The organism is Pseudoxanthomonas sp. z9 (genome assembly GCF_006542425.1).
GTDB lineage: Bacteria > Pseudomonadota > Gammaproteobacteria > Xanthomonadales > Xanthomonadaceae > Pseudoxanthomonas_A.
Genome location: NZ_VFID01000007.1, coordinates 467,389 through 492,064 on the forward strand (window position 1 = coordinate 467,389; position 24,676 = coordinate 492,064).

Annotated in this window: 17 protein-coding genes and 1 tRNA gene; 13 read left to right on the forward strand and 5 right to left on the reverse strand. The window is 67.3% G+C overall.

Annotated features, from left to right (window positions below; genetic code table 11):
* Window positions 1-24 precede the first annotated feature (24 nt).
* Window positions 25-621: an RNA pyrophosphohydrolase gene (locus FG323_RS09250; protein ID WP_141454230.1), complete on the reverse strand. Its 597-nt coding sequence runs from the start codon at window positions 619-621 to the stop codon at window positions 25-27.
* Window positions 622-739: 118 nt separating this feature from the next.
* On the opposite strand from FG323_RS09250, the gene FG323_RS09255 reads away from it, so the two are divergent.
* Window positions 740-816 (forward strand) — tRNA-Met (locus FG323_RS09255).
* 278 nt (window positions 817-1,094) lie between these two features.
* On the forward strand, window positions 1,095-2,768 hold the full coding sequence (locus FG323_RS09260) for a serine hydrolase domain-containing protein (RefSeq protein WP_141454231.1): 1,674 nt from the start codon (window positions 1,095-1,097) through the stop codon (window positions 2,766-2,768).
* A gap of 69 nt (window positions 2,769-2,837) precedes the next feature.
* Here FG323_RS09260 and FG323_RS09265 read toward each other — a convergent pair whose 3' ends face one another.
* Window positions 2,838-5,795, reverse strand: a complete 2,958-nt coding sequence (locus tag FG323_RS09265; protein ID WP_141454232.1) for a TonB-dependent receptor — start codon at window positions 5,793-5,795, stop codon at window positions 2,838-2,840.
* A gap of 374 nt (window positions 5,796-6,169) precedes the next feature.
* Between FG323_RS09265 and FG323_RS09270 the strand changes: the two genes are divergently transcribed.
* Entirely contained in the window at window positions 6,170-7,570 is a 1,401-nt protein-coding gene (locus FG323_RS09270) for an alpha-L-fucosidase (RefSeq protein WP_141454233.1), read from the forward strand.
* On the forward strand, window positions 7,567-9,024 hold the full coding sequence (locus FG323_RS09275) for an alpha-L-fucosidase (protein ID WP_141454234.1): 1,458 nt from the start codon (window positions 7,567-7,569) through the stop codon (window positions 9,022-9,024). Before FG323_RS09270 ends, FG323_RS09275 begins: the two co-directional genes overlap by 4 nt.
* 90 nt (window positions 9,025-9,114) lie before the next feature.
* On the opposite strand, the gene FG323_RS09280 is transcribed toward FG323_RS09275, so the two are convergent.
* From FG323_RS09280 to FG323_RS09290, 3 genes are read right to left on the reverse strand one after another with little or no spacing between them, the layout of a single operon-like run.
* Complete coding sequence (locus FG323_RS09280) at window positions 9,115-10,629, reverse strand: alpha-L-fucosidase (protein ID WP_255470115.1); 1,515 nt, start codon at window positions 10,627-10,629, stop codon at window positions 9,115-9,117.
* A 40-nt stretch (window positions 10,630-10,669) separates the two neighbouring features.
* Window positions 10,670-13,084 (reverse strand): glycoside hydrolase family 3 N-terminal domain-containing protein, encoded by a 2,415-nt coding sequence (locus FG323_RS09285; protein ID WP_141454235.1) that lies wholly within the window; start codon window positions 13,082-13,084, stop codon window positions 10,670-10,672.
* A complete protein-coding gene (locus FG323_RS09290) occupies window positions 13,084-15,450 on the reverse strand; it encodes a family 20 glycosylhydrolase (RefSeq protein WP_181444150.1) in 2,367 nt (788 codons plus the stop codon). The genes FG323_RS09285 and FG323_RS09290 overlap by 1 nt, the downstream gene beginning before the upstream one ends.
* Before the next feature lie 86 nt (window positions 15,451-15,536).
* Between FG323_RS09290 and FG323_RS09295 the strand changes: the two genes are divergently transcribed.
* From FG323_RS09295 to FG323_RS09335, 9 genes are read left to right on the forward strand one after another with little or no spacing between them, the layout of a single operon-like run.
* A complete protein-coding gene (locus FG323_RS09295; protein ID WP_141454237.1) occupies window positions 15,537-16,304 on the forward strand; it encodes an SDR family oxidoreductase in 768 nt (255 codons plus the stop codon).
* 11 nt (window positions 16,305-16,315) lie between these two features.
* On the forward strand, window positions 16,316-17,158 hold the full coding sequence (locus FG323_RS09300; protein ID WP_141454238.1) for a fumarylacetoacetate hydrolase family protein: 843 nt from the start codon (window positions 16,316-16,318) through the stop codon (window positions 17,156-17,158).
* A 44-nt stretch (window positions 17,159-17,202) separates the two neighbouring features.
* The gene (locus tag FG323_RS09305) at window positions 17,203-18,477 is read left to right on the forward strand and encodes an L-fuconate dehydratase (protein ID WP_141454603.1); all 1,275 of its coding nucleotides are present in this window, start codon (window positions 17,203-17,205) and stop codon (window positions 18,475-18,477) included.
* A complete protein-coding gene (locus FG323_RS19795) occupies window positions 18,477-20,258 on the forward strand; it encodes an alpha-L-fucosidase (protein ID WP_141454239.1) in 1,782 nt (593 codons plus the stop codon). The genes FG323_RS09305 and FG323_RS19795 overlap by 1 nt, the downstream gene beginning before the upstream one ends.
* A complete protein-coding gene (locus FG323_RS09315) occupies window positions 20,255-21,100 on the forward strand; it encodes an amidohydrolase family protein (RefSeq protein WP_220094144.1) in 846 nt (281 codons plus the stop codon). The genes FG323_RS19795 and FG323_RS09315 overlap by 4 nt, the downstream gene beginning before the upstream one ends.
* A 10-nt stretch (window positions 21,101-21,110) precedes the next feature.
* A complete protein-coding gene (locus tag FG323_RS09320) occupies window positions 21,111-21,887 on the forward strand; it encodes an SDR family oxidoreductase (RefSeq protein ID WP_141454241.1) in 777 nt (258 codons plus the stop codon).
* Window positions 21,888-21,897: 10 nt separating this feature from the next.
* Window positions 21,898-22,236, forward strand: a complete 339-nt coding sequence (locus FG323_RS09325) for an L-rhamnose mutarotase (protein WP_141454242.1) — start codon at window positions 21,898-21,900, stop codon at window positions 22,234-22,236.
* A gap of 25 nt (window positions 22,237-22,261) precedes the next feature.
* On the forward strand, window positions 22,262-23,500 hold the full coding sequence (locus FG323_RS09330; RefSeq protein WP_141454243.1) for a sugar MFS transporter: 1,239 nt from the start codon (window positions 22,262-22,264) through the stop codon (window positions 23,498-23,500).
* A gap of 28 nt (window positions 23,501-23,528) precedes the next feature.
* Window positions 23,529-24,671: an alpha-hydroxy acid oxidase gene (locus FG323_RS09335; protein WP_141454244.1), complete on the forward strand. Its 1,143-nt coding sequence runs from the start codon at window positions 23,529-23,531 to the stop codon at window positions 24,669-24,671.
* Window positions 24,672-24,676: the final 5 nt, after the last annotated feature.

The window sequence follows — 24,676 nt, forward strand, 5'->3', positions numbered from 1 at the left end:
TTTGACCGCGAATGAGAATGATTGTCAATTCTTGGCGTCGCCGGCGCCCTGGCCCCGTTTACGCTTGGGCCGGCTTCGTGGACGCGGGCGGCTGTGGCCTTCCCCCAGCCGTTCCGGCCGCTGAGGCGGTAGCGCCAGGGTCCCGACCACGCCGCGGGCATAGGAGGCCAGATGCCCCAGCGCCCGGGCGTAGACGCCACGCTTGAACATCACCACATGCTCGATGGGATACCAGAAATCCACCCACCGCCAATGATCGAACTCGGGAGTGTCGGTGGCGTCCAGGCGCAGGTGCGCCTCGTCGCCGACCAGACGCAGCAGGAACCAGACCTGCTTCTGGCCGATACAGACCTGGCGTTCGTGGTGGCGGATGGCGCGGGGCGGCAGCCGATAGCGCAGCCAGCCGGGTGTGGCCCCCAACACTTCAACATGTTCGGGCAACAGGCCGGTTTCTTCGTGCAACTCGCGGTACATGGCCTCGACCGGCGTCTCGTCCGTGTTCATCCCGCCCTGCGGGAACTGCCAGCCGTCCCGGCGCACCCTTCGCGCCCAGAACACCCGGCCATCCGGGCGCATCAACACAATGCCGACGTTGGGTCGGTAGCCGTCCGGATCGATCACGATGCGGACTCCTGAAATCTACTGTCCCCGACTCTGCCACGGCCGGCCCGCGCCGACAAGCCGGCCCGACCGGATTGACAGCCGCCCCCCGAACCGGAAGAATGTGCGGTTCCTGCACGGCTATGTAGCTCAGCCGGTTAGAGCACAGCACTCATAATGCTGGGGTCGGTGGTTCGAGTCCACCCATAGCCACCATGCCGGGAAAACCAAGAAGCCCCGCCCCGCTGCGGGGCTTTTGCTTTTTTGGCGCCGGTTGCGTCGGCGATAACCGCATCGTCCCGCCATTCCCACTTCGGCTCATTCCACCTGCCTTCCCGCAACCGCGACCACCATCACGTCCGTTCGGGAGCCGTTCGTCGTCGGCCATACCTACAGCTTCAAACACCGAGCTGAAGTGGACCGGGCGGAGCTCGTCTAAACCCTGATGGTCGACCGGGCATCCATCGCTGAATCCACCCGCGAGATTGCAGGCCATGAGAGCGACGCATCCCATTTTCCTGTCCCTGCTGCTCGCGGCGACCCGTGCCGATGCCGCGCAAGACGTTCCTCTCGCCGAACGCGTCGACAGCATCTTCGCGGGTATGCCCGGCGATGCGCCCGGCTACGCGATTGCGATCATCAAGGACGGAAAGGTGGTGCTTGAAAAGAGCCACGGCCTGGCCAGCGTGGAATATGGCTCGCCATTCACGCCGACAACCCCTTTCAACACCGCTTCATTGTCCAAGCAGTTCACCGGGCTGGCCGTGTCGATGCTGATCGAACAAGGCAAGATCGCGCTGGACGATGACGTGCGCAACTATGTGCCCGAATTGCCGGAATACGACGAAGGTCCGGTCAGCGTTCGCCAGCTGCTGCATCACACCAGCGGCATTCGCGACTGCTACGCGGTCCTGGTCGCGGCCGGATGGCGGTGGGACGACGCTTTCTCCGGAGAGGACTGCATGCGTACGGCGATCGCGCAGAAAGACCTGGCATTCAAGCCGGGCACGCGCTACGCCTACAGCAATACCGAGTACCTGTTGTTGCAGGAAATCGTCGCCAAGGCGGGCGGCAAGTCTTTCCCGGAATGGTCGACGGAAAACATCTTTCATCCGATTGGCATGGATTCGACCTGGTTCGTCGATGACTATTCCAGCATCGTCAAGAATGCAGCAATGCCCTATTCGCGAGGCGAACAAGGCTTCCGCCGGGACCTCCAGCAGGACAGTGGTGTCTACCTGCTGTCCACCCTGCGCGATCTCGGTCGCTGGGCGGTCCATTTCGACCGCAAGCTGGCCGCTCGGGACCCGACCTATCTGCGGATGGTGGAGCCAGGGGCGCTGGCCGACGGCGAAGAAGTCCCCTATGGCTTCGGCCTGATGCTGGGTGAAGACCGGGGCCTGGACATCGTCTTCCATACCGGCGCCTGGGGAGGCTATCGCGCCAACATCCGCCACTACCCTGCACGGCACCTTTCGATCGTCGCCCTGAACAACGCCGGCGACAACGACATGAATCCGAGGAAGGTGCCGCAGGTCGCGGCATTGTTCCTGGACGAAGCAAACGCCCCCGCCCGTGGCAAGGCCGACGCATTGCGCGAAGCACCGACCGTGCGACCGGATCCGGCGCGGCTGCGTGACCTTGCGGGTGTCTATCGCTGGAAAGACGACGCGATCACCATCACCCTGGAGGAGGGACGCCTGATGGCGCAGTACCTGGGCGAAGAGAAGGTATCCACCGAAGCGAAATCGGACATGGAGTTCTGGGTGTCCGCCTATCGCGCGCCCATTTCCTTTTCGGCAAGGCAAGGCAAGCCCGTGCTCCTGTTCCGCTCGACCGAAGGGCAAAGAGTGGAGCCGTTCGCACCCGGAGATCTGGACGCGTATGCGGGCGTCTATGCCAACGACGATCTGGCGACGCTGTACAACGTCGATATCGAGGACGGCAGGCTGTACATCCATCACTTCCGCCGGGGTGACGCGGAGCTGGCGCCGCATCCAGCCCATATCGACAGATTCATGGGCGACATGGGGACTGTCCAGTTTGTCAGGAACAGCTCCGGACGAATCGACGGCTTCGATTTCGTGGGCGAGAACCTGGGTAAGCTCCGTTTCGCCAGGAAACCTTCCACGCCCTCTTCACGGCGTCCGGTTCCTCAGTCCCGGTAACGCCCGCAAAAAAAAGGCCCGGCTTTCGCCGGGCCCCATCGCATCGGGAGAGACGATGCGATACAGCGGTTACTTGAACTTGTAGATGATTTCCGCCGCCACTTCGCGACCGACCGGATCGTCGATGCAGTAGGCGAAGTCGCCGCACCACTTGTCGCCGTAGATCTTGTCGAAGATGTTGCTGACGTACAGGTTGACCTTGAAGTTCTCGGTGAACCAGTAGCCCACGCTGCCGTTGAAGTAGCGGCGCGGCTCGCGGCGGTTGAAGATGCGCTGGGTGGATTCGCCGGCGGTCGGGCTGGCGGGGTCCTGATCCTGGCAGTTCGCCGCGCCGCTGGGCACGTAACCATCCTCGAACGGCATGCAGCCGCCCCAGCGGTTATCACGACCACCGGACTTCTGGTACATCATCAGGGTCGCGTTCCAGTTGTCGTGGACCCAGTTGGCGCTCAGGGTGATCTTGGTGCGCGGGTTCTGGGTCTTGCGGGTGTCCTCCAGCTTGTCGGTGGGGAAGCCGCGCGACTTGTAGGTCAGCATGTTGGTGTAGTTCAGATCGAAGCTCCAACTGCCCCAATTGGTGTCCGGCAGCGCGTAGCGCGAGCTCACGTCCACGCCGGTGACCTCGGTCTCGGCGCGGTTGATCGGATTGACCAGGATGGTGACCGAGCCGGCCGTGCTGCTGGGAACGCCCGCAGTGCGCTGGATGCGGCTGGTGACTTCGCTGCACCAGGCCGCGCTCGGGGCGACCGCGCGAATCTTGCCTTCCGGATCGAAACCACCGCGCGTGCAGTACGCCTCGTCGAGCAGCAGCTGTTCGGCGCTGATGTCGTCGATCAGGTTGTCGATTTTGATCGACCAGTAGTCGGCCGACACCGAGAAGCCCTTGAACGCGTCCCAGACGAATCCCGCGCTCCAGGATTCGCCTTCTTCGTACTTCAGGTCCGGGGTGCCGGTGCGCTCCACCGCCGCATCTTCGATCTTGAAGTCGTCGCGCGGGCACTGGCGGTTCGGCCAGCCGGCGTCGGCGCAGCCGACGTAATCGGTGAAGTCGGAGATGCCCGAGCTCGGCTTGGCATAGATGTAGTGCATGTCCGGCGCGCGGAACGCGGTGCCGTAGCTGCCGCGCACCAGCAGGGTGTCGATCGGGCGCCATTCCAGGCCCAACTGGTAGGTCACGGCGGCGTCGCTGGCGACGGCGTCGTACTTGTCGTAGCGGGTGGCGATGTTGGCGTTCAGGGTGCTCAGCACCGGCACCCGGAACTCCACGCCGGCGGCGTAGCGGTTGCGGTCACCGCCGCCCTGCTCGACGTTGCCGAACGGGGTGTACCAGCCGTCCTCGTCCTGGACCAGGGTCTTGGGTTCCGGGGTCAGGCGGTAGCCCTGCTTGCCGGCTTCCAGCACGGCGGCGAAGCCGATCGGGCCGGCCCAGCCTTCGAACAGGTCGCCGCTGAGCACGAACTGCGCCTGGTTGAGGTAGGAGCGCGCCTTCTTGTGGCCGCGGTCGGAGAACGAGCGGAAGTCGTCGACCGAAATCGGATTCCACAGCTTGTTGTAGTTGGGCGTGTAGATCGGCAGGCCGTTGGCGGACGTGCCCTGCTGCGCGCCCATGTAGTAATCGAACATATCGCCCTGGTTGAGCACCGGGAACGATTCGCGCACCTCGTAGGTGGCGCGGCCGAGCATGGCTTCCCAGTCGAACCTGTCGGCCAGGCGGCCACGCAGGCCGACGCTGAAGTCCAGCGCCTCTTCGTTCGACTTGGTCAGGGTCGCGCCCTCGCCGCCCATTTCCTGCGGCGAATGGAACTTCAGGAAACGGCGGCTGCCGCCGGCGCCGTTGTTGACGGTCGGATCCCAGTACACCGAGCTGTCGAATGCGTCCAGGAAGGTGTTGAAGTCACCGGTCGAACGCCAGATGCCCAGCGAGGCCCAGCCTTGCAGATCCTCGTTGAAGTCCCAGGTGCCGTGCAGGTAGGCCGAATCGTCCTTGCTGCCGGTGCGCAGGGCCCAGTTGGCGAACACGCGCTGGGCGCAGTATTCGCCGGCGTTGTTGGCGGTGCCGGAGTTGCGGTCATAGCCCAGCAGGTTGGCGCGGTAGTAGAGATCGCCGTATTGCTCGCAGGCGCCGGACGGCGGCGCGATGCGCTGGTACGCGGTGCCCAGGCCCAGCGGGACCAGGTTGTCGCGATCCTGCAGGTACAGGCCGGGATACGGGGTCAGGTGGGCGACACCGAAGTGGCGCTCGCCCGGGCCCCACACGCGGTAGTCCTTGTCGGCTTCCTCATCCATGAACGGACGGTCCTTGGCCAGCAGCACGCCACGGTTGAAGTGCTGCAGGTTGTAGATGAAGGAACCGCGTTCGCCGGTGAAGCCGCCGGACAGCGAGAAGTCCATGTTGTTGCGGCCGCCGCGGGTGGCTTCGCCGTAGCGCACGCGCACCACGTGATCTTCCATGTTCTCCTTGAGCACGACGTTGATCACGCCGCCCATCGCATCGGAGCCGTAGATCGCCGAGGCCGAGCCGGCCAGGATTTCGATGCGCTCGACGATGCCGGTCGGGATGTTGTTGAAGTTGGCGAAGTTGCTCTTGCCCTGGTAGGGCATCGGGTAGTCGGCCACGCGGTGGCCGTTGATCAGCAGCAGGCTGCGACCGGGGCCGAGGTTGCGCAGGTTGATCGGCGAGGCGTTGACGCTGGACTGGCCCCAGTCGTAGTCGTTCTGCACCGGTCCCAGCGCGGCGGTGATGGTCTGCAGCGCGTCGTAGACCGTAGCGAAGCCTTCCTTGCGCATCTGGTCGGCGGAGATCACGGTGACCGGTGCCGGCCCTTCAATCTCCGAACGCTTGATGCGTGAGCCGGTCACGGTGACCGTGTCGAGATTCTTCGCCTTGCCGTCGTTCGCTTGGCTTTCATCGGACTGGGTCTGCTGCGCGGTCTGTTCTTCCTGCGCCATCACGGCCAGGGGACAACTCAACGCCAGCGCCATGGCGGCCGCCAGAACGGTGCGGCGGTTCGAATACAAGCGGTTCATTACTTCCCTCCCAGGAAAAACATTGGTTTAAAGGTCCAGCCTATCGGCGCGCACGAGTCCCTAGCTCCTGCGCTCCCGGCAAACATAGCGGTAAGAAATGCGTAAAAATGTGATGTAGTTCTCCTTTTGTACCGATTCAATTCCCTGAAATCGATTTCGGTGCCGGACTGTCATCACGATTACGCTTGGATGTGCAGCCAGGCGCCTTTCCCTGCCGTCAAAAGGATTTCCCACGCCATACAGCCCCCCCGGCAGCGGTTATCCGCGCTCCCGGGCCGTCACTGTTTGCTCCCGTGGATCACTGAATAGCGGGCTTGCGTGTGCACGCAATGTGATTACGATTGGTCCAGCCTTTGAACCAAACGGATTTCCGCATGCGCGTTCGACGCCCGACACGCCTTCCCCTGCTCCTGTCCCTGTTCGGTCTGCTCGGCGGAACCAGCGTCACCCTGGCCGCCGCACCGCTCGCCGATGAGTCCCCCGCGCCGACCTCCCTCCACGGCGAAACCGATGCGCAGCATGCCCGGCGCATGCAGTGGTTCGCCGATGCCAAGCTGGGCATCTTCATCCACTGGGGCATCTACGCAGTGGATGGCGTGGACGAATCCTGGTCGTTCTTCAACGGCAAGATGTCCCATGCCGATTATCTGAAGCAGTTGCGCGGCTTCACCGCCGGCGCCTACGACCCGCAGGCGTGGGCGCGACTGATCCGCCAGAGCGGCGCGCGATACGCGGTGCTGACCACGCGGCATCACGACGGCGTGGCGCTGTGGGATTCGAAGCAGGGGCTCAACGTGGTGCGCGATACGCCGGCCGGACGCGATCTGGTCGGCCCGTTCACCGATGCGCTGCGCGCCAACGATCTGAAGGTCGGCCTGTACTACTCGCTGCCGGACTGGTCGTACCCTGACTACGACGTATTCACCCGCCAGCAGAAGCGCTACACGCTCGCCGCCGAACCGCAGCGCTGGCAGCGCTTTCTCGATTACTACCAGGGCCAGATCGCGGACCTGCAACAGCGCTACCGGCCCGACCTGATCTGGTTCGACGGCGACTGGGAGCACAACGCGGGCGAATGGCAGTCGGCCCAGCTGCGCACCGACATGCGCGCGCGCAATCCCGGGCTGATCATCAATTCGCGCCTGAACGAATACGGCGACTACGCCACGCCGGAACTGGGCGTGCCGGTGGTCAAGCCCGCGCAGACGTATTGGGAGCTATGCCTGACGATGAACCGATCGTGGGGCTACCAGCCGCGCGACACCGAGTACAAGAGTCCGCACCAGATCATCCAGATCTTCAGCCAGACCCTGTCGATGGGCGGCAACCTGCTGCTGGACATCGGGCCGAAGGCCGACGGCAGCATCGATCCGCGCCAGTTGGAGATCCTGGAAAAGCTGGGCCGCTGGACCGGCAAGCACAGTGAGGCCATCTATGGCACCACCGCGGGTATCGGCCTGGATCACTACGCCGGCCCGAGTACGGTGTCGAAGGACGGCCGCACCGTCTACCTGTTCCTGGACGGGACGCCCAACGGCGATCTGCTGGTGAAGGGTTTCGACAGCAAGGTGCTGCGCGCGCGCGTGGTCGGTGGCGATCAGCCGGTACAGGCGCGGGTGCTGGGCAAGTACGACTGGTCCAAGCACCCCGGCCTGCTGTTCCTGAGCGTGCCTAAAACCGCGCTGGACCCGGACCTCACCGTGATCGCGCTGGAACTGGACGCGCCGGTGAAGCTCTACCGCGAAGAATCCAAACCCATCGAGAGCAACGGATGAAACTGCATCGCCTGTTGTCGCTGGCGCTGCTGGGCGCGATCGCCCTGCACGCCCCTTCCGCCGCGCGGGCCGACAGTCGCGGCGAATACGTCGCCGAAACCGATCCGCTGGTGGTGCGCAAGCTGGACCAATGGCAGGACTGGAAGTTCGGTTTCATGATGCACTGGGGTCCGTACAGCCAGTGGGGCGTGGTCGAGTCGTGGTCGATTTGTTCCGAGGATGTGGGCTGGTGCCAGCGCCCGGAGGGCGTGGCCTATGTCGACTACGTGAAGCAGTACGAGGCGCTGCCGGACACCTTCAATCCGGTGCGTTTCGATCCGGCGACCTGGGCGGAGGTGGCGCGGGAGGCTGGCACGAAGTACGTGGTGTTCACCACCAAGCATCACGACGGCTTCTCGATGTTCGACACCCGCCAGACCGATTACCGGATCACCGCGCCGAACGTGCCCTTCCACGACAATCCGCGCGCCGACATCACCCGCGCGGTGTTCGACGCGTTCCGCGCGAAGGGGTTCGGCATCGGCGCCTACTTCTCCAAGCCGGACTGGCACAGCGACGACTACTGGTGGCCGCGCTTCGCCACTCCCAACCGCCACGTCAACTACGACACCCGCAAGTATCCCGAGCGCTGGCAGCGGTTCGTCGACTTCACCCATGCGCAGATTGGCGAACTGACCCGCGACTACGGGCGCATCGACATCCTGTGGCTGGACGGCGGCTGGGTGCGTCCGGGCGATACCCTGGACGACGCCGCGCAGGGACTGGCCGGCGTGCCGTGGCCGCAGGACATCGACATGCCGGGACTGGCGGCGATGGCGCGGCGCAACCAGCCGGGCCTGATCGTCGTCGATCGCGCGGTCGGCGGCCGCTACGAGAACTACCGCACGCCGGAGCAGAAGATTCCCGACGAGCCGTTGCCGTATCCATGGGAAACCTGCATGACCCTGGGCGATTCCTGGAGCTATTCGCCCAACGACAAATACAAGAGCACGCGCACGGTGGTGCAGATGCTGGTGGACGTGGTCGCCAAGGGCGGCAACTACCTGCTCAACGTGGGGCCGCAGCCGGACGGACAGTTGCCGGCCGAGGCGGTGAGCCGGTTGCGCGAAATCGGCGCATGGATGAAGACCAATGGCGGCGCCATCTACGCCAGCCGCGCGGTGGCGCCCTACCGCGACGGCAAGTTCCGCTACACCCGGATGAAGAATGGCGATGTGTACGCCATTTACCTGCCCGACGCCGACGAACAGCGGCTGCCGGCGCAGTTGGAGATCCCCGGCCCATCGCCGCGCGCGGGCAGCCGGCTGGCGGTGCTGGGGAGCGATGCGCCACTGGAGTGGCGTCGCGAGGGCGAACGGACCATCGCGGTGATTCCCGAAGCGGCGCGCGAAGCCACCGCCGGCTCACCGGCCTGGGCGATCCGCCTGCCGGGGGCGACGGCGCGGATGCGCTGAGCCTGGTGAGAAAGAAAAAGGGGCGCCTGGGCGCCCCTTTTTCTTCCAGATATCGGCGAGCGCCGCGCACTCCGGACGACGCGCCACCTGTCAGTCCCCGTGATAGTCGGGGCGGTCCCAGGCGGCGTCGGCGCTTCGGTGCAGCCCGATGCGGGCGATGCGCGGCGCCGCGTAGGCGTGCTCGATGACCAGGCGCAACCGCCCGGTGCGCGTGGAGGGCACCCGGTCCAGCTTGCAGTGGCCGATGGTCGTGCCCCAGGTCAACGGCTGCCAGGCGTCGTCGCGCCAGATGTCGATGCGGTAGTTGGAGACGTGCTGGCCATGCGCGATCGCTTCCTCCAGCCGGATCACGTCGAACTCCGCGTCAGGCGGGAGTGAGAGTTCCAGCCAGCCTTCGCGCGCGTCGCCGCCCGGTGTCCAGAAGCTGTCCGCATCGCCATCCACGACCCGCGCCGCGCCGTCCCCCGTGCTCGCCTTCGCGCTCGCGCCACGCACCAGATCCTTCGCAAGCAGCGCTTCGCGCAGGCGTGCGAAGCCTTGCAGCGCGCGCACGTCGTTGTCGTGGAACAGGCCCTCGGGTGTCGGCGGCACGTTCAGCAGCAGCTTGCTGTTGCGGCCCACCGAGGTGAAGTACAGGTTCATCAGGTTCTGCGGCGTGCGCACCTTCGCGTCCTGGTCCGCATGCCAGAACCAGCCGGGCCGGATCGATACGTCGGTTTCGCCGGGACGCCAGACCGCGCCATAAGGATCACCCTGCTGCAAGGCTTCACCGGTCCACGGATCGTCGGCACCGGGGCGCGGCACCCGCGCCGGATCGACGCTGGCCCAACAGGTGCTGCCGGCGCTGCCGGTCTCGTTGCCGATCCAGCGCACATCGGGGCCGGCGTCGGAGAACATCACCGCCTGCGGCTGCAGTTCGCGCACGGTGCGGTGGATGCGCGCCCAGTCGTATTGCTGGCGCTTGCCGCTGGGGCCTTCGCCGTTGGCGCCGTCGAACCAGACCTCGACCACCGGACCGTAGCCGGTCAGCAGTTCGGTCAGCTGCCGGATGTAGAAATCGTCGTAGGCCTTGCCCTCGCCGTACACGCGCGCGTTGCGATCCCACGGCGACAGGTAGAAGCCGACGCCGAGTCCTTCCGCGCGGCAGGCATCGGTGAATTCACGCACCAGATCGCCCTTGCCGCCGCGCCAGGGACTGCTGGCGACCGAGTGCGCGGTGGTCTTCGTCGGCCACAGGCAGAAGCCGTCGTGGTGCTTGGCGGTGAGGATCATGCTGCGGAAGCCGCTGGCCTTGGCGGTGCGCGCCCACTGGCGCGCGTCGAGCGCCTTCGGGTTGAAGATGGCCGGACTTTCGCTGCCGTCGCCCCATTCGCGCCCGGTGAAGGTATTCACCGTGAAATGCACGAACATCGACAGTTCCTCGCGCTGCCAGGCCAGTTGCGCGGCGCTGGGGCGCGGGCGCGTCGCCGCATCCACGATGCCCGTTGCGGACCGCGCCGATCTGGCTGCGCCGGCCGCCGCCAGCGGCACCAGCGCGCCGGCCATGCCGGCCGCGCCGGCGCCCAGGAAACCCCGCCGCGTCCAGCGCGGCCATTGCATCGTCATCCGATTGCTCCTTCGCGCGCATCGCCATGATGCGTCGCGGTCATGGTTGTACCTCGAACTCGCCCTGCTGGCGGATGTCTTCCGAACCCGCCCCGATCATCACCTTGAACATGCCCGGCTCGACCACCCGTCGCATCCGCCGGTCCCACAACGCCAGATCCTCCGGCGTCAGGCGGAATCGCACGGTGCGGGTCTGGCCCGGCGCCAGGTGGATGCGCTCGAAGCCGCGCAGGTTCTTCTCGTAGGTGGTCACCGAACCGACCAGATCGCGGGTGTAGAGCTGGACTACCTCATCGCCGGCGACACGGCCGGTGTTGCGCACATCCACGCTCACCTCGACGCTGCCGCCCACCGGAATCCGTTGCGGCGTGATGCGCAGGTTGGCGTACTCGAACGTGGTGTAGCTCAAGCCATGGCCGAACGTGTACAGGGCGCCGTTGACCCGCGACTTCTCGCCTTCCCACTGCGCATTTGGCTTGGTCGGGAAATTGAACGGAATCTGCCCCGCGCTCTTCGGGAAGGTGACGGTCAGCTTGCCGCCCGGGTTGTAGTCACCGAACAGCGCATCGGCGATGGCGGTGCCGCCCTGATCGCCGGGAAACCAGGCTTCCAGGATCGCGGGCACATGCGCATCGGCCCAGTTGATGCTCATCGGCCGGCCATTGATCAGCACCAGCACCACCGGCGTGCCGGTGGCATGCACGGCACGCAGCAGTTCCAGCTGCCTGCCCGGTAGATCCAGACTGGTGCGACTCAGGCTTTCACCGACGGTGCGATCGCCATCGCCCAGCACGACGACCGCCACGTCGGCGCCGGTGGCCGCGCGCACGGCCTCGTCGATGCCGGCCTGCTCGATGGCACTCAGCGGTTCGGGCAGGATCTCGATGGCCGGCCAGTTGTCGCCGGCAATCTCCACGCCCTTGGCATGGCGCACCTCGGCACGTGGCCCCAGTTTCGCGCGCACGCCTTCCAGCACGGTCACCATATGACCGCCGGAGGGACCGTAGTGGCGGTAGGAATAGCGACCGTCATCGGCATTGGGGCCAATCACCGCGATCGTCTTCAGATCCTTGTGCAGCGGCAGCGCGGCATCCGCGTTCTTCAGCAGCACCAGGCTCTCCCGAACCGCCTGCAGGGCGACGTCGCGATGCACATCCGAATTCACGAGGCGCGCGCTGGCTTCCGCATCGTCCACGTAGGGCCGGTCGAACAGGCCGAGGGTGAACTTCACCCGCAACACGTCGCGCACGCGATCGTCGACCGTCGCGATCTCCAGCGAGCTATCGGCCAGCGCCGCGCGCATCGGCAGCACGTAGTCCTCCGGCGGGGTGAAGTTGGTGCGGATGTTCAGGCCGGCCTCGGCCGCCTGCCGCACCGCGTCCTTGGCGTCGGCGGCCACGCCGTGCTTGGTGTGCAGGAATTCGACCGCCTCGCTGTCGGAGACGACGTACCCGCGGAAGCCAAAATCGCCGCGCAGGCGCTCGGTCAGCCAATAGTGGCTGCCGGTGACCGGCACGCCATCGTAGTCGTTGTAGGAACTCATCACGCCCAGCAGGCCGGCCTCGCGGATCGCGGCGGCGAACGGCGGCAGGAAGATCTCCTCGACCTCGCGCGGCGCCACCTGCGGATCGGTGCGGGCCATGCCCTCGCGCGCGCCCTTGTTGGCGCTGTAGACGGCGAAGTGCTTGGCGGTGGCGGCCACGGTGAAGTCCTGTTGCAGCCCCTTCACCATTTCCACGCCCAGGCGCGAGACCAGGTACGGATCCTCGCCGTAGACCTCCTCCATCCGGCCCCAGCGCTGATCGCGGGCCACATCCAGGATAGGCGCATACACATTGCTGTAGCCCAGCGCGCGCGCCTCGACCCCGGTGATGCGGCCGATCCGGCGCACCAGCGCGCGGTTCCAGGTGTGGCCGATGCCCAACTGGCTGGGGAAACTGGTCGCTCCACGCGCCTCGACGCCGCGGATGCCCTCGTTGGTGAAATCGACCGGGATGCCGAGCCGGGTCTGTTCGACGAAGAACCGCTGCACCTCGTTCATCGCCCACACGTGCCGGCGCAGGTCGGTGGCATACACGCTCCTGCGACCATCGCCCCAGCCGTTGTGCATCTCGTCGATGTTGCCGATGCCGTCCTTCCACAGCGCGGCCTTCCATTGCGCGGTGGGCAGCGGGTCCTTCAGCACCCGGCCGTAGCCGTACAGCGTCGCCAGCTGTACGGTCTTTTCCTCCATGCTCATCCGCGCCAGCAGGTCCTCCACCCGCGCGTCGATTGGCGCGCGAGCGTCTTCGTAGACGTCCTTGCGGCCGTTCTTGTCCAGGTCGATCCAGCCGTCGTGGTAGATCCCCGGGGTCGGCGCAAAGGCCGGTGCCGGTTCGCCCACCGGCGTGGTCGCGGGCGTGGCGGCGGTGAATCCCGCCACCAGCACCATGGCCAGCGTGGCCGGTGCGCGCATCAGCGCGGCTCCGCCGCCGTCAGCAACTGGATGCGATCGATGGCCCACAGCACGCGCCGGTGATCGCCGGTGAACTTCAGGCACAGGTCCTGCGCGCCCTGCAGGGACGGCAGGGCCACCTCGACCCGCTTGACCGCGTCGGCGCCCGGCTCGACCCGCGCGGTCGCCACCGGTTTGCCTTCGCAACCGCCGACACGTACCTGCAGATCCACCGGCCCGGCCGGCGGCGGTTCGACGCCGACCGAGTCGCCGCCGAACTGGAAGTTGTACGGCAGATCCAGCACTTCGGCGCGCAGGGTGGTGACGCCATCCAGCGGCGCCTGCTTCCACTGCCAGCACGGCGTGCCGATGTCGACCGGCACCACCGCGCGCTCGCCTTCGCGCGGTTCGTCGTCTTCCAGCCGCAGCACGTAGCTGTCCTTGCGGCAGGCATCCAGGTACTCGGCCTCGCGGGTGCGCAGGGCGAGCGCGTCGACGCGCAGTTCGCGCGGCGCGGCCAGCGGCTTGCCCTGGAAGAAGGCATTGGCCTTCACCGTGGTCGGCAACGCCACCTGCAATGCCTGCTGGTAGCGAGGCGACTGCGCGGTCGGTTCGCTGCCGTCGGTGGTGTAGCGCAGTTCACCGAAGCCGGTCTGGTTGAGCAGGGTCACCTGCGCGCGTTCGCCCTCGGCCTGCGCGCGGATGCGCGCGGCGAACGCGCTGTCGGCGGCGCGGATGCCGGAACGCTGGAAGCGCCGCATCTGCGGCGCCAGCCGCTGCAGGAATCCGTCCCAGTCGCGCATGGCCTTGGGCGACCAGGCAATCTCGGCCAATGCCGACAGGCGCGGGAACGCCATATGCTCCACCCGCGGCTCGGTGCGCACGTGTTCGGTCCACAGGTTGGCCTGGGTGCCGAGCACATGCCTGGCCTGATCGGCATCCAGTTCGGGCGGCACCGGCTCGAAGTCGTACACCTTGCGCAGCGTCGTGGTGTAGTCGTGGCCCGGCGGTTCGTCGGATTCGTCGGACTGCATCCGGTTGATGTAGGTGACGTTGCTCGGGCTCAGCACCACGTCGTGTCCCTGCCGCGCCGCCTCCACCGCGCCTTCCATGCCGCGCCAGGACATCACCGTCGCCTCCGGCGGCAGGCCGCCTTCGAGGATTTCGTCCCAGCCGACCAGGCGGCGGTCGTGCGCTACCAGGAAGGTTTCGATGCGCTTGATGAACCAGCTCTGCAGTTGCATGTCGTCGGTCAGGCCGAGCGCCTTGCGACGCGCCTGGATCGACGGCGAGTTGCGCCACTGGTACTTGTCCGCCTCGTCGCCGCCGATGTGGATGTACTGGCCGGGGAAGATGTCCATCACTTCCGTCAGCACGTCCTCCAGGAACTTGAAGGTCGGATCCTCCACGCCATACAGCCAGGTGTTCACGCCCCAGTCCGGCGAAACCGGCGGTGCCTTGCCGGTGGCGCCGAATTCCGGATACGCCGCGATGGCGGCCTGTGCATGGCCGGGCATCTCGATTTCCGGCACTACGGTGATGTGGCGCTGGCGCGCGTACTCGACGATCTCGCGCGCTTCGGCCTGGGTGTAGAAACCGCCGTAGCGCACCGGCTTGCCGTCGGCATCCTGCCCGGCCTTGCCGGCGGGAATGCGCCACGCGCCGACTTCGGTGAGTTTCGGGTAGCGCTTGATCTCCAGGCGCCAGCCCTGGTCGTCGGTCAGGTGCCAGTGGAAGACGTTCAACTTGTGCCGCGCCATCTGGTCCAGCAGGCGCTTGATCTCGTCCACGCTCTGGATGTGCCGGGCCGAGTCGAGCATGAAGCCGCGCCAGCCGAAGCGCGGCGCGTCGGCGATGCGCACCGCCGGCACGCTGATCGGCAGGGTGTCAGCGGTGGTCAGCAGTTGCCACAGGCTGACGCCGCCGTAGAACAGGCCGGCGCCATCGCGGGCATGGATGCGGATGCCGTCGGCGGCCACCTCCAGCGCATAGCCTTCCGCCCGGGTGTCCACTTTCGCATCGGTGCTGAAAACGATGGCCGGCGCCGACGCCGATTCGACCCGGTGCAGGGAAACGCCGGTGCTTTCGCGCAGCATGGCGATGAACTGGCCGGCGGCGGCCTGGGCGGCCGGATCAGTCGACGCGGCCACGACCGGCGTGTCGGCCGCCACCACGAAACGGCCCTGTCCGGGCGTGGCCTGCGCGGGCGCGGGAATCAGCGGCGGCATGCCGCCAGCGGCAAAGGCCTCGGCGGGCGTACCTGCCTGGCCCGGGTCAGTTGCCGGGCCACCGCAAGCGCCCAGGGCCAGCAACAGGATCGCCAACCCGGTCGCCTTTCCCATCACGACGGCGCGGGCCGCCTCCCCTTTCCGCTTCACCTGTTCCATCATCGGACCTCGCCTCAGCCGGGTTGCAAGTTTCAGATCTCACGATAGCATTGGTCCAACCACTAGGCCATTAGCCCGGAGTCCCCATGCGCCTGCAAGGCAAACTCGCCCTGGTCACCGCGGCCGGCCAGGGCATCGGCCGCGCCACCGCGCTGGCCTTCATCCGCGAAGGCGCGCGGGTGATCGCCGCCGACATCGACCAGGAGGCCCTGCAGCGGCTGCGGGTCGACGCCGGCGAGGCGCTCGTGCCGCTGCGCCTGGACGTGACCGACACCGCCGCGATCGCCGCCCTCGCCCAGCGCCACGCGGGCGCCGGCGACGCGGTGGACGTGCTGTTCAACTGCGCCGGCTTCGTCCACAGCGGCAGCATCCTGGAGGCCGGCGAGGAGGACTGGGACCTCGCCTGGCGCCTCAACGTCGGCTCGATGTACCACCTGATCCGCCAGTTGCTGCCGGGCATGCTGGCACGCGGCGGCGGCTCGATCATCAATGTCGCCTCGGTCGCCTCCAGCATCAAGGGCGTACCCAACCGCTTCATCTACGGCACCACCAAGGCCGCGGTGATCGGCCTGACCAAGGCGGTGGCCGCCGATTTCGTCGGCCGCGGCGTCCGCTGCAACGCGATCTGCCCGGGCACGGTCAGCTCGCCGTCGCTGGAAGCGCGCATCGCCGAGCAGGCGCGGCAACAGGGCAGTTCCGTCGAGGACGTGCAGGCCGCGTTCGTCGGCCGCCAACCGATGGGCCGGCTGGGCCGCCCCGAGGAAATCGCCGCGCTGGCGGTGTACCTGGCCAGCGACGAATCCGCATTCACCACCGGCACCACGCACGTGATCGACGGCGGCTGGATCAACTGAAGGAACCCTGCATGAAACTGTTGCGCCATGGCGCGCCGGGCGCGGAAAAGCCCGGACTGCTCGACGACGAAAGCCGCATCCGCGATCTTTCGTCGGTCATCACCGACATCGCCGGCGAAGCGATTACCCCCGAAGGCCTGCAGCGCCTGCGTGCGCTGGACGTGTCCACGCTGCCGCTGGTGGATGGCGCGCCGCGCCTGGGCCCCTGCGTGGGGCAGGTCGGCAAGTTCGTCTGCATCGGCCTGAACTATTCCGACCACGCCGCCGAAACCGGCGCCCAGGTGCCCGCCGAACCGGTGATCTTCAACAAGTGGACCAGCGCGATCTGCGGACCCGACGACGACGTGCGGATTCCGCGCGGTTCGCACAAGACCGATTGGGAAGTGGAACTGGGCGTGGTGATCGGCCGTGGCGGCCGCTACATCGCCGAAGCCGACGCGATGGAGCACGTCGCCGGCTACTGCGTGATCAACGATGTGTCCGAGCGCGAGTTCCAGCTCGAAGGCACCGGCACCTGGGACAAGGGCAAGGGCTGCGACACCTTCGGTCCGCTCGGTCCCTGGCTGGTGACCGCCGACGAGGTTCCCGATCCGCACGCGCTCGGCCTGTGGCTGGAAGTGGATGGCCACCGATACCAGGACGGCAACACCCGCACGATGGTGTTCCAGGTGCCGTTCCTCATCAGCTACCTGAGCCGTTTCATGAGCCTGCAACCGGGCGACGTGATTTCCACCGGCACGCCGCCGGGCGTGGGCCTGGGCCAGAAGCCGCCGGTGTACCTGCGACCCGGCCAGGTCATGCGGCTGGGCATCGACGGTCTCGGCGAACAACGGCAGAAGGTGGTGCAGGCATGAATGCGGTTGCCCTTCCGGCGCTGGCCGGCGTGCGCATCACCGGGATGCGGGTCGAGGATCTGCGCTTCCCCACTTCGCAGCACCTGGACGGTTCGGATGCGATGAATCCGGATCCGGACTATTCCGCCGCCTACGTGGTGCTGGAAACCACCCGCGACGGACTGGAAGGCCACGGCCTGACCTTCACCATCGGCCGCGGCAACGAGATCTGCTGCGCCGCGATCGAGGCGATGCGCCATCTGGTGGTCGGGTTGGAGCTGGACTGGATCGCGCAGGACATGGGCCGCTTCTGGCGCCACGTCACCTCCGACAGCCAGCTGCGCTGGATCGGTCCGGACAAGGGCGCCATGCACCTGGCCACCGGCGCGGTGGTCAACGCGGCCTGGGATCTGTGGGCCAAGGCCGAAGGCAAGCCGGTGTGGCGGCTGGTCGCCGACATGACCCCGGAACAATTGGTGCGCTGCGTCGATTTCCGCTACCTGAGCGACGCCATCACGCCGGAGGAAGCGCTGGCGCTGCTGCGCGATCGCGAAGCCGGCAAGGCCGGGCGCATCGCCACCCTCGAACGCGAGGGCTATCCCTGCTACACCACCTCGGCCGGCTGGCTGGGCTATCCGGACGACAAGCTCCGCCGGCTGTGCCAGGAAGCGGTGGACGCCGGCTTCCGCCACGTCAAGCTGAAGGTCGGCCGGGATCTGCAGGACGACATCCGCCGGGTAACCATCGCCCGCGAGGTGCTGGGCCCGGACCGCCAGCTGATGATCGACGCCAACCAGATCTGGGAAGTCGGCCAGGCCATCGACTGGGTGAAGCAGTTGGCCTTCGCCCAACCGTGGTTCATCGAGGAGCCCACCAGCCCCGACGACATCGCCGGGCATCGCGACATCCGCCAGGCCATCGCGCCGGTGCAGGTCGCCACCGGCGAGATGTGCCAGAACCGGATCCTGTTCAAGCAGTTCATCGCCGGCGGCGCCATCGACGTGGTCCAGATCGACGCCTGCCGCGTGGGCGGGGTCAACGAGGTGCTGGCAATCCTGCTGATGGCGGCCAAGTACGGCCTGCCGGTGTGCCCGCACGCCGGAGGTGTGGGCCTGTGCGAATACGTTCAACATCTGGCGATGATCGACTACGTCTGCATCGCCGGCACCCGCGAGGGCCGCGTGGTGGAATACGTCGACCACCTGCACGAACACTTCCAGGACCCCTGCGTGATCCGCGACGCCGCCTACCTGCCCCCGACCGCGCCCGGCTTCTCCATCACCATGAAGGACGCCAGCCGTCGCCAGTACCTGCATCCCGCGCCCGGCGGTGGCGCCTGATGCGGGCCACGGCGCGCCGCCGATCCGCCCCGCCGGCCGCGCTGCTGTCCGTCGCGCTGTCGCTGGCGGCGGGCTGCGACGAACAGCGGCCGACCAGCACGCCGCCTGCACACGACGGCACGTCCGCCGCGGCTACCAGGCTTCCGGCCGCCGATCCCGCCGCGCGCATCCGCCACTGGCAGGGCCAGGGCTACGGCATGTTCGTGCACTGGGGCCTGTATTCCGAACTGGGCGGCGTGTGGAACGGCCAGCCGGTGACGCGCGGCTACTCGGAGCAGATCCAGAGCTGGGCCAACATCTCCCATGACGATTACGCGAAGGTCGCCCGCGGGTTCGCCGCGCCGAAGTTCGACGCCGACGCGATCTGCAAACTGGCGCAGGACGCCGGCGCGCGCTACGTGGTGGTCACCAGCAAGCACCACGACGGCTTCGCGATGTTCGATACCGCGAGCACCGACTTCGACATCGTCGATCGCACGCCGTTCGGCAAGGACCCGATCAAGCTGATCACCGAGGCCTGCCGCGCGCGCGGCATCGGCCTGGGCCTGTATTTCTCGCTGGTGGACTGGCACGCCGGCCACCCCTTCGACCCGGACAACGGCAACCCGATTCCGGCGTCGATGGAACCGCTGATCGAAAAGCAGATCACCGAGCTGATGACGAACTACGGGCCAATCACCGAGGTGTGGTTCGACATGTCCACGCCGACGCCGGAGCAGAGCCGTCGTTTCGCCGGCATCGTCCATCGCCTGCAACCGGCGGCGGTCATCAATGGCCGCATCTGGAACAACGTCGGCGACTTCGTCACCCTCGGCGACAACGAGGCGCCACCGCCGTCGATGCAGCCGCCGTTCGAAGTGCCGGCGTCCATCTACCACGCCACCTGGGGCTACCGGAGCTGGCAGCAGCGCGACGATCTGCCGGGCAAGGTGCGCGAACTGGTCAATGGCCTGGTGCAGGCGCGCAGCGCCGGCGGCAACTACCTGCTCAACATCGGGCCGATGGGCGATGGCTCAATCGTGCCGTTCGAGGCCGACGTCCTGCGCGGCATCGGCCAGTGGTTGCAGCGCCACGGCAACCTCGCCATGACCGCGCGTCCGAGCGGGCTGCCGCCGCAGGCCTGGGGCAGCACGCTGGTGGACGACAAGACGCTCTATCTGTTCGTGCGCGACTGGCGCGGCGGCAAGCTCGTCGTCGAAGGCCTCGCCAATGATCCGCGCGGGATCCACATCGATGGCAATGACACCGCGCCGCCGCTGGCCTGGCGTCGCGACGGCGATGCGCTGGTGATCGATCTGCCCGCGCAGGCACCGGACGCTGTGCTTCCGGTGCTGCGCGTTGAATTGCAGGGCGCGCTCCGGATCATGCCGGCCGATGCGGTCGCGGTTCCTGCTTCCGGCATCGCGACGCTGCCCCGTTCGTCCTGGCATCCCGGCACCAGCTTCGCGTTCGGCAGCGGCTATCGCAGCCAGCGCCCGACCACGGTATCGCTGCGCGCCACGCTGCGGCCCGGGCAGGCGCAAACCGCCGCATGGCTGCGTTTCTCGGGCGTGCGTACGGCATCGGCGCAGCGCTACCGCATCCGTGTCGGCGAACAGGCGCGCGAAGTGGATGCGGCGACCTTGCGCGAGCAGGCGATCGGACCGTTCGCGATTCCGGCCGCCGATGCGGGCGCGACGCCGGTGACGGTCGAACTGGCCGCACCCGCTTACCCCGCGCAGGATCTGGAACTGCGTTTCGACGCGATGTCGATTTCGCCGCGGGCGGACGCCACGCCGTGATCACCCGCGTCGACGCCCACCAGCATTTCTGGCGCTACGCACCCCGGGACTATCCCTGGATGGGCGAGGGCATGGACGTGCTGCGGCGCGACCGGTTGCCGGACGATCTGGCGCCCTTGCTGCAAGCCGCCGGCCTGGACGCGTGCATCGCGGTGCAGGCGCGCGCCGACGAGGCGGAGAACACGTTCCTGCTCGACCTCGCGCAGCAGCACGCCATCATCGCGGCGGTGGTCGGCTGGGTGGATCTGTTCGCCGCCCATGCAGAGGAGCGGCTGGCGCACTGGCGCGCGCATCCGCGCTTCGCCGGCGTGCGCCACCTGCTGCAGGACGACCCGGACGTGGCCGCGACCCTGGTCGATCCGCGCTTCGCGCGTGGCGTCGAGGCGGTGCAGCGGCAGGGCCTGGTCTACGAAATCCTGGTGCGTGGACCGGCGCAGCTGGCCGAGGTGCCGGCGTTCTGCGCGCGCCACGATCGCCATTGGCTGGTGCTGGATCATCTCGGCAAACCCGCCATCGGCGGCGACGGCAAGGCCGACTGGCGGCGGCACCTGCATGCGCTGGCCGCGCTGCCGCACGTGCTGTGCAAGGCGTCGGGACTGGTGACCGAAGTGGTCGGCGCCGGGTTGGATCGCGATGCGATCCTCCGCCACCTGGACGCCGCGCTGGAAGCGTTCGGCGCGGATCGATTGATGTTCGGCTCGGACTGGCCGGTCTGCCTGCTGCGCGCCGACTACGCCGCGGTCGCGGCGCTGGTGCGAGACTGGTCGAACCGGTTGTCGAATACCGAACAAGCACGGCTGTGGGGCGGCACCGCCCTGCACTGCTATGACGTACACGGCTGAGGGGCACGTGATGGATCTGGAACTGCGGGACAAGGTGGTGATCGTGACCGGCGGCGGCGCCGGCATCGGTGGCGCGATTTCACGCGCGTTGGCGCGCGAGGGCGCGATTCCGGTGATCTTCGGGCGCAGTCCGCTGGACGCCGCGTTCGAGGATGAACTGCGGCAGGCGCAGCCGCGCTTCCGTTTCCACCAGCTCGATCTGGCCGACACGGCCGCCTGCGAGCGCGCGGTGGCCGCGACGCTGGCTGAAAACGGCGCATTGCACGGCCTGGTCAACAACGCCGGCGTCAACGACGGCGTGGGGCTGGAAGCCGGACGCGATGCGTTCGTGCAGTCGCTGGAGCGCAATCTCATCCACTACTACGTGATGGCGCACCTGTGCGTCGACGCGCTGAAGGCCAGCCGCGGCGCCATCGTCAACGTCTCCTCCAAGACCGCGATTACCGGCCAGGGCGGCACCAGCGGCTACTGCGCCTCCAAGGGCGCGCAGCTGTCGCTGACCCGCGAATGGGCCGCCTCGCTGGCCGCCGACGGCGTGCGGGTGAACGCGGTGGTGCCAGCGGAAGTGATGACCCCGCTCTACCAGAGCTGGCTGTCCGGCTTCGACGACCCGGATGCCAAGCTGGCCGATATCACCCGCCGCATCCCGCTGGAACGGCGCATGACCCGCGCCGACGAGATCGCCGACACCGCGGTGTTCCTGCTGTCCGCGCGCGCCTCCCACGTCACCGGCCAATGGCTGTTCGTGGATGGCGGCTACACCCATCTGGATCGCGCCCTGACCTGAGGAAATCCCGATGCGCCATTGTCTGGCCCTCGATCTGCACGACGATCCGGATCTGATCGCCGCCTACGAGCACTACCACCGGCAGGTCTGGCCGGAAGTGCTGGCCCACCTGCGCGCGCATGGCGTGCGCGAGCTGGAGATCTTCCGGCTGGGCACGCGCATGGTGATGGTGATGGACACTGACGACGCGGTGTTCGACGCCGCGCGCATGGCCGACGCCGAGCGCGACGATCCGCGCCTGCGCGCCTGGGAAGACCTGATGTGGTCGTTCCAGAAAGCCACGCCGTGGACGCCGGAAGGCACCAAGTGGACCCCGATGCAACCGATTTTCCGCCTGACCGACGCCTGACCCTCTTTCCGCAGGAGCTTCCACCATGCCCGCAATGCCCGGTACCGCCTCCCCGACCCTGCAGGACAGCGGCGCGCAACGCTACCGGCTGGCATTCATCCTGGTGACCTGCCTGTTCTTCCTGTGGGGTTTTTCCTATGGCCTGCTGGACGTGCTCAACAAGCATTTCCAGGAAACCCTGGACATCACCCGCGCGCGCTCGGCGCTGCTGCAGGCCGCCTACTTCGGTGCCTACTTCCTGATGGCGCTGCCGGCCGCCGCGCTGATGGAGCGGCATGGCTACAAGACCGGCATCCTGCTCGGCCTGGGCCTGTTCGCGTGCGGTGCGCTGCTGTTCATTCCCGCCACCCGCGCCGGCGTGTTCGAGTACTTCCTGTTCGCCCTGTTCGTGATCGCCTGCGGGCTGGCCTGCCTGGAGACGGCCGCCAATCCCTATGCCACCGTGCTGGGTCCGGCGGAAACCTCGGAACGCCGCCTCAACCTGGCGCAATCGTTCAACGGCCTGGGCACGTTCATTGCGCCGTTCATCGGCGGCAAGCTGTTCTTCGGCGCCTCGACCTCGGGCATTTCCGGCAGCCACGGCGTGCAGCTGATCTACGTCGCCACCGCGGTCGTGGTCATCGCCATCGCGGTGCTGATCTGGCGGACACGGATGCCGGAAGTCTCCGGTGAAGCCTCCGCCGCCGTGGCGCCGGTTCCCCCTGTGCCGCTGTTCTCGCAACGCCATTTCGTATTCGCGGTGATCGCACAGTTCTTCTACGTCGCCGCACAGGTCGGCGCGGGCGCGTTCTTCATCAACTATGCGGTCGATCATATCCCCGGCCTGTCCTCCGAACGCGCCGCTTACCTGTTGGCGGTGGCGCTGGGCTGCTTCCTGGCCGGGCGCTTCCTGACCACCGCGCTGATGGGCACGATTTCGGCGGCCCGCCTGCTCAGCGTGTACGCCGTGATCAACATCCTGCTGTGCGGCGTGGTCATCTCCGGCATGGGCAAGGTCTCGGTCGCCGCCCTCATCGCCGTGTTCTTCTTCATGTCGATGATGTTCCCGACCATCTTCGCGCTGGGCATCAAGGGCCTGGGCGCGCAGACCAAGCGCGGCGCCAGCTTCATCATCATGGCCATTGTCGGCGGCGCCATCGTGCCGTGGTTCATGGGCCGGCTGGCGGATGTCGCCGGCATCGAGACCGCGTTCTGGATTCCCGCCTTCTGCTTCCTGGTGGTCGCGCTTTACGGTGTGTACGCGCGCCGCCACCCGCAGTCCTGACCGTACTTCGACCCGAACCGTTTCCATCATGACCCCGATCACCTGCAACGAGGATCTCCGCCAGCTGGCGATGCGCCGCGCGCCGCGCGCGATCTTCGACTACGTCGACCGCGGCTCGTATGACGAGCACACCCTCAACGGCAATCGTCGCGCGCTGGACGCGCTGATGCTGCGCCAGCGGGTGATGATCGATGTGGACCAGCGATCGCTGGCCACCACCATGGCCGGCGAGGCAGTGAGCATGCCGGTGGGATTGGCGCCGACCGGGTTGACCGGCATCCTCCACGCGGACGGCGAAATCCTCGCCGCGCGCGCGGCCCAGGCCGCCGGCGTGCCGTTCACCCTCAGCACGGTGTCGATCTGCTCCATCGAGGCGGTGCGCGCGGCGGTGGAAAAGCCGTTCTGGTTCCAGCTGTACGTGATGCGCGATCGCGATTTCGCCGCTTCGCTGATCCAGCGCGCGAAGGCCGCGCAATGCTCCGCGCTGGTGCTCACTGCCGATTTGCAGATCCAGGGCCAGCGCCATCGCGACATCAAGAATGGCCTGACCGTGCCGCCCAGACTGACCGTGGGCAACGCGCTGGATCTGCTGCGCCGACCGCGCTGGGCGTGGGGCATGCTGCGCACGCCGCACCGCAACTTCGGCAACCTGGCCGGTTTCATTCCCGGCGGCGGCAAGGGCATGACCACGCTGTCGCAATGGATCGGCAGTCAGTTCGATCCCACCCTCAGTTGGCAGGACGTGGCCTGGGTGCGTTCGCTGTGGCCGGGCAAGCTGGTCGTCAAGGGCATCCTGGACGCGGAAGACGCGCGTGCGGCGGTCGATGCCGGTGCGGATGTGATCGTGGTGTCCAACCATGGTGGCCGCCAGCTCGATTCCGCGCCGCCGGCGATCCTCGCGCTGCCGCAGGTGGTGGCGGCGGTCGGCGACCGCTGCGAGATCTGGTTCGACAGCGGCGTGCGCAGCGGCCAGGATGTGCTCAAGGCGCTGGCGCTGGGTGCGCGCGCCACGCTGATCGGCAAGGCCTTCCTGTACGGCCTGGGTGCGATGGGCGAACGCGGCGTCACCACCGCGCTGGACCTGATCCGCCGGGAGCTGGACGTGAGCATGGCGCTGACCGGCACCCGCGACGTGCGCGAGGTCGGTCCGCAGGTGTTGTGGCGGCCCTAGGGTCG